General features: G+C 53.6%; 15 protein-coding genes. All 15 read right to left on the bottom strand.

The window, feature by feature from the left end:
* Positions 1-22: 22 nt before the first annotated feature.
* The 15 genes from MKX70_RS19030 to MKX70_RS18965 all read right to left on the bottom strand — a co-directional run bounded on the left by MKX70_RS19030 (position 23) and on the right by MKX70_RS18965 (position 15,731).
* Positions 23-3,661, bottom strand: a complete 3,639-nt coding sequence (locus MKX70_RS19030) for a putative baseplate assembly protein (protein WP_340840513.1) — start codon at positions 3,659-3,661, stop codon at positions 23-25.
* On the bottom strand, positions 3,661-4,056 hold the full coding sequence (locus tag MKX70_RS19025; RefSeq protein ID WP_042237252.1) for a GPW/gp25 family protein: 396 nt from the start codon (positions 4,054-4,056) through the stop codon (positions 3,661-3,663). The genes MKX70_RS19030 and MKX70_RS19025 overlap by 1 nt, the downstream gene beginning before the upstream one ends.
* A gap of 3 nt (positions 4,057-4,059) precedes the next feature.
* On the bottom strand, positions 4,060-4,455 hold the full coding sequence (locus MKX70_RS19020; protein ID WP_042237255.1) for a PAAR domain-containing protein: 396 nt from the start codon (positions 4,453-4,455) through the stop codon (positions 4,060-4,062).
* 16 nt (positions 4,456-4,471) lie between these two features.
* The gene (locus MKX70_RS19015; RefSeq protein WP_340785167.1) at positions 4,472-5,194 is read right to left on the bottom strand and encodes a phage baseplate assembly protein V; all 723 of its coding nucleotides are present in this window, start codon (positions 5,192-5,194) and stop codon (positions 4,472-4,474) included.
* A complete protein-coding gene (locus MKX70_RS19010; protein ID WP_340840512.1) occupies positions 5,191-6,234 on the bottom strand; it encodes a phage late control D family protein in 1,044 nt (347 codons plus the stop codon). The genes MKX70_RS19015 and MKX70_RS19010 overlap by 4 nt, the downstream gene beginning before the upstream one ends.
* 12 nt (positions 6,235-6,246) lie before the next feature.
* A complete protein-coding gene (locus tag MKX70_RS19005) occupies positions 6,247-6,858 on the bottom strand; it encodes a CIS tube protein (protein ID WP_042237260.1) in 612 nt (203 codons plus the stop codon).
* The gene (locus MKX70_RS19000) at positions 6,858-8,408 is read right to left on the bottom strand and encodes a hypothetical protein (RefSeq protein WP_340840511.1); all 1,551 of its coding nucleotides are present in this window, start codon (positions 8,406-8,408) and stop codon (positions 6,858-6,860) included. The genes MKX70_RS19005 and MKX70_RS19000 overlap by 1 nt, the downstream gene beginning before the upstream one ends.
* On the bottom strand, positions 8,408-8,884 hold the full coding sequence (locus tag MKX70_RS18995; RefSeq protein ID WP_042237262.1) for a phage tail protein: 477 nt from the start codon (positions 8,882-8,884) through the stop codon (positions 8,408-8,410). The genes MKX70_RS19000 and MKX70_RS18995 overlap by 1 nt, the downstream gene beginning before the upstream one ends.
* Positions 8,885-8,893: 9 nt before the next feature.
* Positions 8,894-9,079, bottom strand: a complete 186-nt coding sequence (locus MKX70_RS33445) for a DUF6760 family protein (protein ID WP_081956574.1) — start codon at positions 9,077-9,079, stop codon at positions 8,894-8,896.
* Complete coding sequence (locus MKX70_RS18990; RefSeq protein ID WP_042237263.1) at positions 9,076-9,444, bottom strand: hypothetical protein; 369 nt, start codon at positions 9,442-9,444, stop codon at positions 9,076-9,078. The genes MKX70_RS33445 and MKX70_RS18990 overlap by 4 nt, the downstream gene beginning before the upstream one ends.
* A 140-nt stretch (positions 9,445-9,584) precedes the next feature.
* Complete coding sequence (locus MKX70_RS18985) at positions 9,585-10,028, bottom strand: phage tail protein (protein ID WP_019910188.1); 444 nt, start codon at positions 10,026-10,028, stop codon at positions 9,585-9,587.
* A 23-nt stretch (positions 10,029-10,051) separates the two neighbouring features.
* Positions 10,052-11,590 carry a phage tail sheath family protein gene (locus MKX70_RS18980; RefSeq protein WP_042237265.1) on the bottom strand — a complete coding sequence of 513 codons (1,539 nt, stop codon included), beginning with the start codon at positions 11,588-11,590 and terminating at the stop codon, positions 10,052-10,054.
* A gap of 210 nt (positions 11,591-11,800) precedes the next feature.
* The gene (locus tag MKX70_RS18975; RefSeq protein ID WP_042237266.1) at positions 11,801-12,373 is read right to left on the bottom strand and encodes a DUF4255 domain-containing protein; all 573 of its coding nucleotides are present in this window, start codon (positions 12,371-12,373) and stop codon (positions 11,801-11,803) included.
* Between the two features lie 2 nt (positions 12,374-12,375).
* Positions 12,376-14,760 (bottom strand): ATP-binding protein, encoded by a 2,385-nt coding sequence (locus MKX70_RS18970; protein ID WP_340840510.1) that lies wholly within the window; start codon positions 14,758-14,760, stop codon positions 12,376-12,378.
* A 299-nt stretch (positions 14,761-15,059) separates the two neighbouring features.
* Positions 15,060-15,731, bottom strand: a complete 672-nt coding sequence (locus MKX70_RS18965; RefSeq protein WP_340840509.1) for a hypothetical protein — start codon at positions 15,729-15,731, stop codon at positions 15,060-15,062.
* Positions 15,732-15,770: the final 39 nt, after the last annotated feature.

Here is a 15,770-nt window from a genome sequence, read left to right as displayed (position 1 = left end):
CTTATATACCTCATTGCTTTTGTTACTGCTCCAAGGGAAAACAATACGGACACCGCTTCGCCGTCTCCGGCAGACCGGACAGGCCTGTCAGATACTTGCGTTCCTCCTTGAGGATGGCTTCCAGCCTGCAGTCTGCCGTTGTCCCGGTCAAGTCATGGAGCAGGCCTGAACTCTTATCCATAAGATAGGGAAAGATATGCTCCTCCGGCTTGTTCACCAGCTGCATCCCGCCGCAGATCAGCTCATCCTCTTCCAGGAAAATATTCTCGCTGCTGATTCCATGGATTTTGAGCGGGGTCGTGTTGACATACTCATCCGTCCGGCTCAGGAAGACAATATCCTTCTGCTCGAATACGGCGGTTTTGACAAAAAAGGAAGCCACACCCGCGTCCAATCCATTCAGAATATAGGTGCGGACCGTCAGATCATCGGTGATGTCGAATTCAAGGTCGCTGCCCTCGGGATAGCTCCGTTCCAGCGGTTCCTCGTCCAGGGTCTGACATTCCAGAATGTCGCCGTTAATGGAGCGGACAATCAGCTCTACCGGCTCATAGTTTCTGTAGCGGAGCCTGATGATTCCATTCTCCTTGAATCCCTTAAGCACCAGTGACTTCACTTCGCTCCCGGCATCCACCGGCTCTGCCAGCGCAAATTGAATGGAGTTGTCGTCAGAGCGGACCACGCTGTATTTCGGATAGGAGGCCAGGGGCTTATACGGACCGTTCTCCAAGGGCTCAAGCTTCAGCGTATAGCACTGCACCGAAGACTGGATGGCAATACCCGATACATAATCAACACCCGGCGTATTCTTGATCACAGCATAGACCTCGGACACATACAGGTTCTGGCCCAGCTCCCAGCCCGTACCTCCGTCCCCGCCATAGAGCGGGTGAAAAAACCGCTTCAGGTTGTCAATAATCCGGCCCTCCGCCACCTTCCGCTGATCTGCCGAGGTGAACGCAACGGCTGCCTCTACCCCGATCCGGACATAATCCGGACCTGTCACTTCAATTCCCGGTTCGCTTGTGTTCAGAACCGCCGAGGTCCGTTCGCACAGATAGGACTCAATTTCACTCAGCAATTCCTGACTGGGGACAGGCTTCGGATCATCAGTCTCCGGCACTACAATGATTGTGGCTGTACCCGGAACGAATTCCAGATCACGGTTCATCGCACTGAGACATTTCACCTTGGCAATCTGGGGCATCGCCTCACGCACCAGCCATTCCATATCTTCGGCGGTTACGCCTCTGTTCCAGCTCTTCAGCGTATGCGGCCCGCGGATCTCTGCCTGCTCCGCTTCCTCCTGGTCGAAGCCGCCGTCCGCCGCTACCGGGTTCGTCACCGAATCCAGCCAGCTGTAGCTGTCCCATATCTTGGTGATGGTGCCTGCGGCAACGTTGCCGGATGCTCCGCCGCCATGCTTATAATCGCACTTGATGTTATCCGTTCCCGCCTGTGGAATCATGCCGTTCTTACCGTCCCCGAAAATAACCGTTCCGCTGCTTCTGTCCAGCATGTAGTGTCTGCCGTCCGGCCCGGATACCGAAAAGGTATCGACCTCCTCCCAGAGCACCCATTCCCCTTGTCCCGATGCCTCTCGGATACTGAGGCTCTGCCCGGGGAGCACAGGCGTCTTCGATAGCTGAAAGCTCTGGTTCTCTTCGCCATTGCTGGAGCCCGGAATCTCCCCGGTTACAGCATTCGAATTGCGGGCCCATACCGCATTTGTAGTTATGGCATCGACCTGAGGGACAATCTCAAAACGTCCTTCATCCAGCCGGGCACGGATCCAATAGTGCTCTGTTCCGAACAGCGGCCGCTTCTCGATGTCCGCCGGGAAGGCAAACTGCAGGATTTCCCTGCGGGTGAAGCCCCTGATCTCGTCATTTACACTTAATGTCAGCCATCTTCTGCCGTCCCAGTACTCCCAGGCAACAACCGGACGTCCCAGCTGTTCACCGGTTAGCGGAAAAAAGAGCGAGACCGGCAGATTGCGGATGTCACGGTCAAAGCCGAGATAAAAGACAGGCTCCAGCTCTGCGCAAGGGTAGAAGGGCTTGAAATACACCCCATCAGCCAGGCATGCCGCCGACTTGTCCGCGAAACTGAAATTATTCTCTGTAAGCACGGTTTGGGGATGCGACTCCAGCGTGTAGCTGTAGGCAACGCTGAGCCTCCGGATGGAAGGCGGGGCATAGGAAGCCTGCGTAACCTTCAGCTTGGCGACATTGATGCTTCCCTCTCCCAGCTTGACCTCTTCATCCTGGTATTCATATTTCGCATCCTCACCATAATTGCCGCCCGTGATGCGGGCACGAATCCAATAGCGCTCTTCACCGCCCAGCGTCAGCAGCTTGATTCCCGGACATTCGAAGCTTAGCGTTCCACTGGCAGTCAGAGTAGCTGCGCTGCCTGTTCTGTCTTCTGAGCCCGCAGTGCCATCGCCTCGCAGCTCTTCCAGGCCGGAGATCGCGAGCCATTCCTTACCGTTCCAGTACTCCCAGCCGAGTCTCACATACGGCGTATCCGGCAGCTTGCTGATCTCCGGTTCAGACAGCTCGACCTTCAGCGTAATCCGGGAACCCGGCTTGGAGAAGGCTTCGCTGCAGGCGATATAGAAGGTGTCATTCACTTTGGGCTTGTCCCCGAAAGGATAATAATCCTTGCCCATGTCCAGCAGAGTACCGTTGTTCACCGTAACATCCGGTGCGAGCGGCAGCGGACTGACTACGTTCAGCCCGATGCGGATATCTTCGATATCCGGCATCTGAGTACTGGAGGTGATAGGCTTCTTCAGCTCGGCAAATATCCACTTGCCGGGCCATTCCCGCAGAACCTCCGCCTGTTCGTATCCGGCAAGTGTCTTCGCATGCACTCCGGACAGCTGATCGAACTGAACTACTGCCCTCCAGGCGGAATCCTCCGCGGACTCGGCCATTGAAGGGAACAGCTGCACGGTGTTCCCTTCTTCGTCGAAGCAGAACCAGTCCATATCCAGGAGCAGATCCCGGGCTCCGCGCTGGCTCTTCGCGTCTGTCGCCAGTGCTGCATCCGGCTTGTTGAAATATACCGACACACGGCTGCCCGCTTCCTGGAATCCGAACAGCTCCGGATGTCCCAGGTACAGCCTGTGGACCACCGTCGAATCACCTCGGAACAATTTGGCACTCCGGCCGGTGGGCTCCTCAGCAAAGAGATAATCCTGATTGGTCCACTGGTCCTCTTCGGGGTCAAGACTCACGGCCCTGACCAGCCGCGGCTGGATGACCGTCAAATCCTTCTCGGTTTCAAAAATCACCTCCGGCTGATTCTCGGGCTGGGCCGATACCCGGGTCCCTGCCGGAATGGTACTGAAGTTGTCCGCATCCGGCTTCAGCTTGAAGAGCAGCGGTACTTTGGCTGCTCTGGGTGGTGTGGGATGAATGCCGATCAGATTCAGAAAGGAGGTGAAGTTCTTCTCGGGGGCCTTGTTCAGCCGGCCGATGACTTTGCCCAGCATCCCGGTAAAGATATGGACCAGCGCATCCGCCTTCTTGTCTGCCGTAAGCTCCGGCAAATCTGTCCATTCTTTGCGGCAGTACTGGTAGATTAAACGTCTAAGCTCCGGAACCAGCTGTTCCTGATCCCGCTTATCTAGGGTAGGCACATTGTTTGGCATTATTTCCCCACACTTTCAAGGAAGAATGGATAGACCAGATTATATTTGCTGTTACTGGCCCTGATCGAATAGTCAATGGACACTTCCAGTTCAGAGCGGTCCGAGCGGGGAGTGACCGTAATATCATCCACTTCAATCCGCGGCTCCCAGTTCTGCAGTGCCTCTTCAATATAGCTTCTGAGCAGCGTAGCGGTGCTCATTGTATTCGGCGCGAACACCAGCTCGTTCAGCCTGCAGCCGAAATCCGGCCGCATCACCCGTTCGCCTCGGGCGGTTGACAGGATCATGATGATCGATTCCCGGATGGAAGCTTCTCCATCTGAAGAATTAATGCTCCCCCTCTGGACAGCGAAGGGATATTTCCAGCCCCGTCCCAAAAAATCTACGACTTCCATAACTCAGCCTCCTATTAAGACCGTTCCTGCCGCAACCACCTTGCCTGCCGGCAGGTCGGCCGGATCATTGCATGTCAGCGCCGGATCGCTGTTTCTGGCGGCCATTTTCCCGTTGATTTTTACCGATGCGCTTCCGGCAATGATTTTCCCCTGATTGGTTGGAGGCTTTTGAAAAGGGCCTCCCTGCGGAACATGGGCCGGTGTATTGGTGGCCGTGGAATCCACAGTAGCTGCCGGCCTGCCCATAATCTTCACATTTGCGCTAAGTGCGCCGTCCAGTATGCCTGTGAAGGGATGGGGCAAGGGTGTCGGAACGAGCGCCGATCCGGCCGGAAGCATTACGATATGTGTATCGGTCGCCAGAATACGGTCGCCTTTTTTCGCTGCAGGCTGTCCCATGAATGAAGCCCCCTCTCTAATTGATGTTGACCGTAGCCCCTTTGATATTCAGGCTGGCTGCCGCCTTGACATCCATCCCGGCCGAAGCTTCGAGCTTGGTATCTGCCGATGATTTCATTTCAATCGATTTGGCGGAGAGGGACAGCTTCCCGCTTGGTGCGGAAATGACAATATCCTGTCCGGACAGTAACGACAGCTTATTCGCTTTGGTATCCACGACGATTTGGTTCTTGCCTGATTTGTCGGTGATCCGGATCTGCTCCGCGCCGCTTGTGTCGTCCAGCTTGATGACATGGCCTTTGGCGGAAGTGAGTGTGATGCTCTCTTCTCCTTTGGTGTCGGCAAACTGCAGGATGTGTCCGCTGCGGGATTTGAACAGACGGATATTATTCTTACCGTCCTTGTTGGTCTCCGGCGGGATATCCTTGCCGTTCCACAAGGACCCGATCACATAGGGGCGATTGACATCCCCGTTCTCAAAAGCGACCAGCACCTCGTCGTCCACCTCCGGCAGACAAAAGGCTCCCCGCTCCTTCCCCGCCATCCAGGAAGCCATACGGGCCCAGTTGGATTCCGGCATCCCCATCAGCGGGATCTTCACCTTCACCCGTCCGGGGCCGGGCTTATCCGCATGGTTCGCAGAATCATTGTTGATGACAATGCCCACCATCACACCGAAGATCCGTCCCTCGTTAATGATGCTGTCGACAAAATTGGTAATTGAAGGTCCTTCATTCATAGGCCAGTCCTCTTCACCTTAAAAGTCGTTGTATAGCCCTTGCTGTCTATCTTGTGAACCGTGGATACTACATAATAAATACCGCTGAAGCGCTCACCCATGCCCAGCAGCTTCACTGTCTGCCCGGCCCGCAGCTGCGGGTTCCCCCAGCACATGCCCTCCCCGGCGATGAAATCCCGCAGACGGCTGTTGTAGGCAGCGGAAGCAAGCCGCTTGGCCTCATTCATATCCAGCAGATTCTCCGCCATAATAGCAATTGGCGATTCCCCGATGGCTTTGGCGCTCAAGGAGAAGCCACTTTCCTGCCCACCCATCTTGGTCGTCTCGTCTCCGCTCTTAGCGCTGGCCTCCAGCTCCTTCTTCTCCTTCACATCCCAGCCCTTGACCTTCACCGTGCTTCCCCGGGTAAGAGCTCTCAGCTCCAGATTCAGCCGTTCGAAGTCCTTCTTGAAGCTCATCTCCGGCAGGGCCGGGGCTTTCACAGACCGGGATTTGACGAAATACAGCTTCTTGTCGGCCACGTAGAGCTCATAATCGAGCATGGCCGCCCGTTCCAGCAGAAATTCGTAATTGCTCTGATTATTCTGGAACAGATAGGGGTACACGGTCCCCGTATCATCCACCACCGGGGTCAGTCCATGCTCCTTGGCGATTTCCGAAGCTATGTCGCTGTCCTTCTTCTTCAGAAAAGCTTTGCTTCTCGTTCCCATACGGAGCCTGTGCAGCAGGTCGTATCCGCGAATGTCCAGGATGGAATGCTCCGCGAAATTCAGATCAAGCGAGGTAATCTCCCCGCTGATCATCGGCTCAGGCTTGTCGAGTCCTAGCGACAGCTTCAATTGGTCTCCCGGCTGGATGCTCTTCAGATCTGTTCCCCGCCACATGCCGCTTCCGGAGTTCACCATATTCATCTGGATGGAGAATACAGCCGGCAGATTGATCTCATCCTCCAGCGTGACTCCTTCCACCGCCGCTGTCAGCTCAGCGGACAGCTTGCTCCCGTTCAGCTCAATCTTGTAATTCGCTACACTGGTGCCCATGCAATCCCCGCCTTAATCCGGGATGACCAAGGTTCTCCCGATATCATTTTTTCCAGGAAAGCCGATCGGATTGACAATCCGGTTCAGCTCGGCAATCCTGCGCCACGCCAGGGGCTCCTTCAGCGCCTCATTCGCAATGAGGTCGAGCCTGTCGCCGCTTTTCACAACCCATAGCTTCCGGCAGGCATTAAGACCCATGCTGTCTTCCACAGTTTTGTCCGACTCATCTGTAATGAAGGTTACATCGAGCAGTGAGCGGACCGGTGTGCCGTTATCCATAAACATCGTGAACTTCTGCTCAATCTTGCTGAGAAGGCCAAGGTAGGTGAAGCCGCCCCAGACGAACCTGCATTTCGGCGGCTTTTTCGTACTCTTTCCGCTTACCTTGGGGTCAAGCAGCGAGGTTAGCTGCTTGGTCTTCTTGCGCACATCCGTGCGCTGCTCATAAGTATCATAGAATAAGGACACCTTCAGCTCCGGTGTTTCAGTGATTTGAAATTGCTTGTTGTTCTTATCCCCGGTATATTTCCCCTCGAATGAAACGGTGTACTCGTTGGGGTTGAACATGACCTCAATGGGTCCTATGGGAATATCCACGGGAATAATTTTCGCTTTCTCCGCCATTATCTAAGCCCCCTCCGATCCTTGCGAATCGCCAATTTCTTCTCAAGCACCTGATAGACCCTTTCGGCCAGCAGGTTCAGTTCTGCAGCATCCATTGCTGCTGGGGCTGCCTTGGTGAAGACCTGGGATGGAAGCAGCACAGTCTCTTCCGGAAGCCTCCGTTCCATGTGCTGCTGAACCGGCTCCGGCCGGGCAGCCTTGGGTGCTTCAGGCTTCCGCAGAACCAGATTGCTGCTGCCTGCGGGCTTAAGGTACTCTTCATGCTCAGGGCCGGCACTCATGAGACTGCCTGCAGATCTTCTTCTCTGCGAAGAAGACGGCAATGCCTGCGCCTTGGGGGTGTAGAACAAGGCGGACTCCGGCGCAGCGGATAGCTTCACTCCCGGATAACCCGGCTTCGCAGCCCCAGTTAATGGTGCGGAAGCAGCCTGCCGGACCATTAACTGGGAATCTGACGAAATCCCAAGATTCAGAAGGGTCCGCAAGGAAGGCTGTTGCCTCCGGTACACCGCTACTAGTCCAGCAGGCAGCGGAGTCAGGAGTACCTGACTGCTCTCCAGCTTCTCCAGCGCAGCCGTCAGCTTCTGTCCTAGCCCCAAGTGAAGCATAGAGCCTGCCAAGGAATGCGAATCCGGATTTGGCCTGAAGATCAGGGATGGAGTGCTATACTGTGCTTCCACAGCTGTCCCGGACGATCCAGGGACTGCCTCATGTTTAGGCTTCAGTGCCATTGCCGGAGGGTCGGCCAGCTGTTCATGGCCTGCCTCCTGTCCGGGCTTCTGCCTCAAGGGCTGATTCGGAAATCCATGAGCGGCCTCTTTGTACAAGCTATAGGTCCGCAGCAGCTGAAGCTGGTGACGGACTTCCTGTGCAGCCTTGACCGTAAGGGATTCACGCTGCCGTGAAGCTCCGGTATCAGTCTGGAGCCTGTTTCCTGTAGCCCGCATTGCCAGATTACTTCCCGCTGTAGCCACTGCCGCCACCGGCAGATGATGCTGCCGCGAGGGGGGAGCTTCCGTCCGCGCCTGATCTCTTTCAGCCCTCTGAGGACTTACAGGTTCCACCGTACTCTTAGCTATATTTTCAGTGCGATATATCGTTGTTACCGGATGTTTATTACTTTGCTGCTTCCGGACTCTCTCCTGTAATACCTGTATGGAGGTAAGCCGCCCCGCTGCGGAGTGAACTCCGTTCCGTACACTATTATATTGTCCAGGATATGAAGACGGATTGCTGCCCGCAGCTTCACGGCTGCCCTGAGTAACAAGCACAATGCGGCTTACCGTTCCCGGGTCCTTCCGCCCCTGCGTTAAGGGGGAATAGACTGAATGATGAATGTAGGTTTGCTTGACAGGATAGATGTTGTTAATAACCGTGTCTGCAGGCTGCAGGGCTTCCGGCTCCGCGAACAGAAGCGGATATTGCCGCAGGATCAGGTTCTGAAGCCTGCTCCGCCACCTAGTCATGCCGTACTTCTCCAGAATGGCCTGGATGAAATCCAGTGGCTTCCGGTTCGCAGCCGAAGCCGTTGTCCGAAGGCTCTGATTCATTACCGGTACCTGTACAGCCCGTTATGAGTCAGAACCAGACTCTCCACAGCCACCGCGCTGCTGCTGGCGCTGAACGCCGGCCCTTCCCATTTGATGGGACAAGCTTCGATGAAGTTCCACCACACCTTGGGCGTGCCGGAATGATCCAGCAGACAGATGGACCCGCTGCGCCGTTTGACTACTCCATTCACCACATTCTGATACCAATTCCACAGATATTCATCGTTCGTGACCCCGTTCTTCAAGGTCAGATCCGAGTATTTGGTCTGTCCAAGGAAAACAAATTCCTTATGGTTCTCACCGCCGAAGGTTTTACGCTCCACCTGGGTCTCAATACTGAGTCCCGAGACCTCGGAGAAGCCGGCGACGGAGATCCCGTCAATCTCCACTATAAAGTTAAAGGCAAGATAGGGATCTTCCCTGTAACCGGGGGTCCAATTGCTTTTCGCACCGATATTTAGCATATTTGCCTTCATGTTATCCTCCTAAGCCTCAAAGAAGTTCTTCTTCTCTTCCCCGCCACTCAGCCTTTGGTTGATTTTGCTGACTTCGCTGCACCATCGCTCCCGTTCCGGGTGCTCCAGGTTCAGCACAGCTGTATAGTCCCAATGGAGATAGTAGGTTAGAAAGGCTACCTCCTCGTAGAGGCGGTCAAGGGGGTAGCCGACTATTCCCCCGGCGACTCCAGTTCAAGCTCAAACGGCTGCTCGCATTTGGGGCATTTCGCATGAACTGAATTCGTTCCGTTCTGGTTAATCCGGTTATACAACTCCTGCAAATAAGCAAAGTCCGACGTATACAATTCCTCGATCACTCTCGGTGTAATCATGCCAAGCCCGCCCAGGCTGGTTACTACCCTGGAGAGCAGGATCACTGTCAGATAGGCAGGATTCTGCTGGACCCGGGAATCCCGGAGCGGTGTAATTTCATCTGCAGCGGTTGCCAGTCGCATCGTGCCCTGCTTATGCAGGGTGCCCGCTTCATCCACATAGCCCTTGGGAAGGGTAAAGCTGAATTCGGTTTGTAAGAGTTCCATGATCTCCCTCGCTTCTTCTTCAGAACATTCTTGTGCCTTCGCTTTCTTCCGGCATCCCCGGCAATGAATTTGATTCCCATACCGACCATCTCATGTTTTGGCGTATTGCATCAAATTCAAGGTAACGGTGAGCGGAAAAACTATTTCACTCTGCGTACGCCTTCATGCACCAGCTCCATCGATTCGACGGAAACCTCATTCCCTTTGGCGCTAAGCGCGCTGACATCGTACTTGATCGGCCAGGCTTCGAGGATATCCCACTGCGCCTTGTCATTGCCTTCTTCATCCACCAGGATGATCGACAAGCTCTTGCGGTTCTTCAGCGCACCCTTGTCTTCAATCGACTTGCGCCAGTTGTAGAGCTCCAGGGAGTCGGTCAGACCTTTTTTCAAGGTGATGTTCCCGAATTTGGTCAATCCGGACAGCTTGCGTGCATGCGGAGCATCGATGCCCTCGCGGTAATCCACAGCTTCTGTGGAGGTGTCCGGAATGGTTGCGTCAGCGAATGCTGCGGTTTGAATACCGTCAATCACGACCCGGAAGCGGTAATTGCGGTACGGATCCAATCTTTTGCCGGTTGCCATAGGATAAATCTCCTCTCAATCTCTTATTTGGACAGGGTCTTCTGGCTGACCCGGATGACTACGAATTCAGCAGGCTTGACCGGTGCCACGCCGACTTCAATAATCAGCTGGCCTGCATCCCGCACGGCAGGAGGATTGTTCTCTTCGTCCACTTTGACGAAAAAGGCTTCTTCCTGTGTAGTTCCATAGAGTGCGCCGTCTCTCCATACACGGGTCAGGAAGGCTGTAAGGTTGCGTTTCACCTTGCCCCAGAGGCTTGGATCATTCGGTTCGAATACCACCCACTGGCTGCCCTCATCCAGCGATTCCTCAATGTACATCATCAGGCGCCGGACGTTGACGTAATTCCATTCGGAATCGGAGGACAGCGTTCTGGCCCCCCAGACGCAAATGCCTTCCGGCAGGGAGCGGATGACGTTGATACCGTCCGGATTGAGCAGTCCCTGCTCCGCTTTGGTGATGATCTTCTCAATGCCGACTACGGAATCCAGATAGCCGTCCGTGGTGCCTGCCGGTGCTTTGTGGACACCGCGCATGGAATCGACGTAAGCATACGTACCGGCGATAGCGCCTGACGGCGGAACAAGCTTCTGCTTGCCTGTGAGCGGATCGTTAATGTAGACCCATGGATAATAGAGGGCTCCATAAGAGGTGTTGAACGAATTCCCCGAGTATTCGCCTGCGCCTTCCTTGAAATCCTTGACCTCCTGCGGGTTCAGCCCATGCGGAGGGTCAACGATGAAGATACAGTCTTTTCTCAGCTTGCAGTAGTTCAGCATGTCCAGAATCGTGCCCCGGCTGTAGGCCATATCCGCAAGGTCCGGCGCAGCCACAATGTTGATGCCGTCAATCGTATCAAAGGCATGGATGCCCGCCCGGGTGACCGAGTCGCCCAGGAAATCAATCGGAGACATCCCGTTCACACCGCCGCCGAGCGACAGGGCTGTTTCATTGAAGGCCGGCGTCTTTTCCATATTTTCGAGAATGGTCAGATCGACCAGCGGCTTCACGCTGACAAACGCGGAAACCTGATTCACCTTCTCCTCGAAATTGATCAGCAGCATATTATCGAAGATTTCGACGATTTTGCCGTCCTCGTCTTCCCCGGTGTATTCATCATCAAAATCGCTGTCCAGCATATACTGGACCACCATCTTGAAGCCAAACTGCTGCTTATTGGAGGACGGGCTGATCTTCACGGAGATCCGGTTGCCCCAATCCCCTTCCGAGCGTGCAATCACCTTGAAGAGATCCAGGTTATCTGTGTCTCTGACTGTAAGCGATGCAGGCCGGATGTCGTTGGAAGCGGCTCTTACCACGTAGCAGGAGGTTCCTCCTTCCGCGAAAAAGCTGTATACGGCATAAGCCAGATAGCCATTCGGGATAAATTGGCCGAATTCATTGACGAATTGGCTCCAGTTCGTGACAAGTACCGCTTTGCCGATCACGCCTTTCTCTGCGATCCCCACGAACGCCCCTACAGATGTGCCTACACCGGCAATCGGCTTGACACCGCTTGAGACTTCCTCTACGTACACGCCTGGCGATAAATAATTTGCCATCTCTTACCCTCCTAAAAGTTTTGTTAGCTTCTGCTTCTGTGACATGCTTCGTACAAAACTCACTTCGGAAGCATACACTTAAGTTTTGTTAGCTTCTGCTTCAATGGAAGCAGCAGCCGGGTTTTGCGGATCATCCGCGGTTATGGGTGCCTTGCAACGATTTCCCTCCATGAATCACTCCTTTCAAAGAAGAAGTCAGGGCCAGTCTGTCTACATGGGATGAATCCCCAGCTCCTTAACTTCAACCCTTGGAATCATGATCGTCTTATCCGCCGGCAGTCTTACCGGTGACACCAGATAGGACAGGCTCACCTTCGCAGGCTTTCCCGGAAAAACCTCCCACAGCTGCTTGATATCCTGAATCGTCAGATTGTTGTAGGAGATCCGGATCTTCTCGTTGCCGCATTCGGCGAGATTGCCCTTCAGGTCAGTGCCGCTGAGCACCGGATGCTCATGGAACAGCTGAAAGATTCTGCCCAGAATAAGCTGCTCCGTTTCCCTGTCCTTGGCATACGGTGTGAGCAGATAGTACAAATCCAGATAAGCCGGCGGATACAGGAACTCGTTCGTGCCGCCGATCTCTTCCTTCTCACTGTTGCGCATGCTCGGGCTATGGCTCAAATAATACAAGCACATCGAGAGCTTCATCGTTGAGCTGTCAATGTCGCTGGGTGAGCCGAAGCTGATGAAGCTGTCGTCGTTCAGCTCAGGCACATTTGCCTTCAACAGCGTCTTCAGGCTGGTGCTGACATCTCTTATTACCGTACCGGTATCCACGGCCATGCCTATTTCACCTCAATCAGTGTGTGGTAGGGAGCATAATCCGACTGCAAAAAAGTTTTGCCCAGCTTGAGATATTCCCGCTTGGCAGCCAGCATAATCTGCTTCATCCCAATGGAACAGCCCTCGTGCGCAGCATAAAAGGCCGCATTCAAGGCTATGTTCTTGATGTTGCCGCCGGCGAGAATGAACTTCTCCGCCATGAAATCGTAATCCACATCCGGATCAAGCGGCGCTCCCGCCGGGAACATTCCCCGCCAGATGAGTCCGCGCTGCTGTTTCTCGGGGAACGGGAATTCCAGCTTGAAATGCAGTCTGCGTGCAAAGGCATCGTCCAGATTCTGATTCAGATTGGTCGCCAGAATCACGATCCCCGTGTACTCCTCCATTTTCTGCAGCAGGTAGCTGATCTCCACATTCGCATACCGGTCATGCGCATCCTTGACCTCAGAGCGTTTGCCGAACAAGGCATCCGCTTCATCGAAGAAGAGAATGGCGTTCGAGGTCTCCGCCTCGTCAAAAATCCGCGACAGATTCTTCTCGGTCTCCCCGATATACTTGCTCACAATCTGCGAGACATCGATCTTGTAGATTTCCAGATTCAGCTCTGTCGCAATGACCTCAGCTGCCATTGTCTTCCCGGAGCCGGGCGGCCCGGAGAACAGGATGTTCAGCCCTCTCCCAAGGGACAGCCGCCCGGCAAAGCCCCATTCCCCGTAGACCAGCGCCCGGTATTTCACCTGACGGCAGATTTCCTCAAGCTGGCTCAGCTGCTCGCCGGGAAGCACCAGCATGTCCCAGGTATACATGGCCCGGATCTTCGTCGCCAGCGCCTGAATCTTGCGGCTGGACTGGAAGTAACACGCTTGGTACAGGTCCTTGGCGCTAATCTCAACCTCCCTGGAACCATTCCAGACGGCGATATTCTCGCCGCCGTTCAGCGCATCCCGGATTTGACTGGAAGTGAAACGGAAGCTTCCGCTGAAGTCATCCAGCTCAATCTGCGGAGACAGCCTGTAGTCCTGCCCCAGGGCAGTCCATGCCGTCTTGCGGGCGGATGCATCCGGAAAGGGCAAGTCGAAGGGCATGAAATTCAGTGGAACCCCGTTCAAGCTGATCCCCCACTGCGCTTCTCCAAGGATAAACGTCAGAGGCGAACAGGCTGCCAGCATATCTACCAAAAGCCGGATCTGCAGGCTGTAACGGTCATCCTCTGTCACTGCACTGTCGAAGCCGGTGAAGCAGAGCGCCGCATTCTGCAGCAGCGCATGCCGTCCAAGCAGTCTCAACATATCGCTGAAATTCACCTCAGGAAGCAGCAGCTTGCCCATGTCGGCAACCAGTACAGAGGTTCCCAGCTTGCCGCAGACCCCACGGATGCCGCTTAGTTTCCCGGCTTCATCCGGGCCGCTGCAGTACAGCAGGCTGCTGGGGCTACGCGGCTCCCCGCTGCTGTAATACTTCACAAACCGCAGCAGCCTGTGCTCCAGCTCTGCCGGAAAGCCAGTCTGCAGCGGAAGCGGCACAGGGCTCAGGCTCGCCGCCTTCGTCAAGCGCTCGTCCAATACCTCATAGCCAAGCAGCAGATTCACCGCCCAGTCCTCCAGCTTCAGCGGCCGGGCGATCAGCGGAATGCGGCAGTCGCCGTAGTCCCCTGACCGCTCCAGCAGAAACTTCATGAGCGGTGCATTTGCATCGAACAGCAGGCGGGCACTAAGCCGCTCTTCCTCCGTCCCGGTGAATAATTGCAGGACAAGATCTACCGAAAGGCGCTTATCCGACATATCATTCTGCAGGTAGGCGTAGATACGTTCATACTTCCGGTCCAGTTCAGGTGCAAGACAAGCGACAAGTATGCTTACCTCCAGTCCCGACAGATTGAGCGCGGAAGCCACCTGCGGGAGCATCAGCCGGGGACCCTCACCGGGCGGCTGCCCGGAAGATAGCCCGTAGCTGGCCTCCAGCCGGGCAGCAATTTGCCGTTCCAGATGAGCGATTTCCGCTGTCAGGAGATTGAGGTAGCGCTCATCCTCAGGCTGGACATCCAGCAGACTTCGGATCTCTTCGTCTACCAGCGCCAGCTCTGCACCATGCTGCGGTGCCTCAAGCAGCCTTAGCTTAAGCCGGAGCTCCAGCAGCTGCAGCTCCTCGGCCAGATGCTCGTGGTTGGAGGTGTAGGGCGGAGCAGGAGTACAGGCCGTCGCTGGTTCGCCACCGGAATGAGCAGATGCTGCTGCGTCTGCCAGCTCAGGAGCAGCAATTGAACATGCTGCATGGCTTAAATCAGTGGCAGACCTCAATTGATCCGGAGCAGTTACAACTCCGTGTTCCGCACACTTCGTTTCCGGCGGTTCCTGTCGAAAGGTTCTGGCCAATTTTTTGAATTTCATCGGCAGTTATGTCCTCACTCTATATTTTCTCGTTCATATATAAAGTAAGTTTGGGGAGGGGGATTACAACTGGGTGAAATGATTTACGGGAGTTTTTTGTCAGAAGGATAGCTGAAAATGAAAGCACGTGGAGTGTGCATTTTTCAGTTGTGATTAAATTTTAAAAAACCGCAAGAAAACGATTATAACAAAAAAACAGATCAATTACAGTGGGAGAACTTACCATAATTAACCTGTTTTTTTATACGTATTATTAGTAATAATATATTTTAGGAATGGAAAGTAATATGACCAGTTTATTATGTCCAGTATACTCCGATTTCCTCAAATGAAGCCATACTTTCACTCAGACCTTCGGAATCTTCTGCTCCAATCATTTCAATCTCCCTTATTGTTAACGTGATTTTTTCATCAGGATTATTAACTTTTCTATCATATATGGCGATTAGCAATTCAACCTGCTCAGAAGTCATCTCATAATAATCTCGCCAAGATTCAATTGCATAGTCACTCTTCATTAACTGCCTTTCTATTAAATAACCACCACATTGAACTAGTTTGACAATATTATCAATTGAAGTAAATGTATCATTATCACCCCAAAATGCAGTTGTAATAGATGGGAAGGCTGTACCATTTTCACCTTCTTTAAGAAGGTATTCTAAAGTTTCATTTTTAGCTATCTCAAGAACTTCCTTTGGTGCATCTATAAAAAAATCAATTGCTTTAGAGATATCTGTTCGTGTAACGTTGTCATTTCGAAATGCCCCAACTAAATATTTATCTATGAAGGAAATAGTGCCTCTTCCTCCCGAACCATCAACAACACTATAGTTTTCTCCATCCCATGAATGCTCGTATGATAATTCTGGATAGTGAGCAACCATTATTGCATGAGCTATAGATGCAAGTATACAACCTCTCCATAGAATGCTTTTATTTAATTGATTATTTAATATTAATGGTTTCATTATGTTTCTCCTTTTCGGTTAAGTTGTTGGTATTGTCTT

The sequence above is a fragment of the Paenibacillus sp. FSL R7-0312 genome, assembly GCF_038004445.1.
Classification (GTDB): Bacteria; Bacillota; Bacilli; order Paenibacillales; family Paenibacillaceae; genus Paenibacillus_AQ.
This window is presented reverse-complemented; position numbering and strand designations above follow the sequence as displayed.

Excerpts from the sequence above, each read along its gene's own strand:
- MKX70_RS19030 (WP_340840513.1), bottom strand. The coding sequence starts at position 3,661 with ATGCCAAACAATGTGCCTACCCTAGATAAGCGGGATCAGGAACAGCTG.
- MKX70_RS19025 (WP_042237252.1), bottom strand. The coding sequence starts at position 4,056 with ATGGAAGTCGTAGATTTTTTGGGACGGGGCTGGAAATATCCCTTCGCT.
- MKX70_RS19020 (WP_042237255.1), bottom strand. The coding sequence starts at position 4,455 with ATGGGACAGCCTGCAGCGAAAAAAGGCGACCGTATTCTGGCGACCGAT.
- MKX70_RS19015 (WP_340785167.1), bottom strand. The coding sequence starts at position 5,194 with ATGAATGAAGGACCTTCAATTACCAATTTTGTCGACAGCATCATTAAC.
- MKX70_RS19010 (WP_340840512.1), bottom strand. The coding sequence starts at position 6,234 with ATGGGCACCAGTGTAGCGAATTACAAGATTGAGCTGAACGGGAGCAAG.
- MKX70_RS19005 (WP_042237260.1), bottom strand. The coding sequence starts at position 6,858 with ATGGCGGAGAAAGCGAAAATTATTCCCGTGGATATTCCCATAGGACCC.
- MKX70_RS19000 (WP_340840511.1), bottom strand. The coding sequence starts at position 8,408 with ATGAATCAGAGCCTTCGGACAACGGCTTCGGCTGCGAACCGGAAGCCA.
- MKX70_RS18995 (WP_042237262.1), bottom strand. The coding sequence starts at position 8,884 with ATGAAGGCAAATATGCTAAATATCGGTGCGAAAAGCAATTGGACCCCC.
- MKX70_RS18990 (WP_042237263.1), bottom strand. The coding sequence starts at position 9,444 with ATGGAACTCTTACAAACCGAATTCAGCTTTACCCTTCCCAAGGGCTAT.
- MKX70_RS18985 (WP_019910188.1), bottom strand. The coding sequence starts at position 10,028 with ATGGCAACCGGCAAAAGATTGGATCCGTACCGCAATTACCGCTTCCGG.
- MKX70_RS18980 (WP_042237265.1), bottom strand. The coding sequence starts at position 11,590 with ATGGCAAATTATTTATCGCCAGGCGTGTACGTAGAGGAAGTCTCAAGC.
- MKX70_RS18975 (WP_042237266.1), bottom strand. The coding sequence starts at position 12,373 with ATGGCCGTGGATACCGGTACGGTAATAAGAGATGTCAGCACCAGCCTG.
- MKX70_RS18970 (WP_340840510.1), bottom strand. The coding sequence starts at position 14,760 with ATGAAATTCAAAAAATTGGCCAGAACCTTTCGACAGGAACCGCCGGAA.
- MKX70_RS18965 (WP_340840509.1), bottom strand. The coding sequence starts at position 15,731 with ATGAAACCATTAATATTAAATAATCAATTAAATAAAAGCATTCTATGG.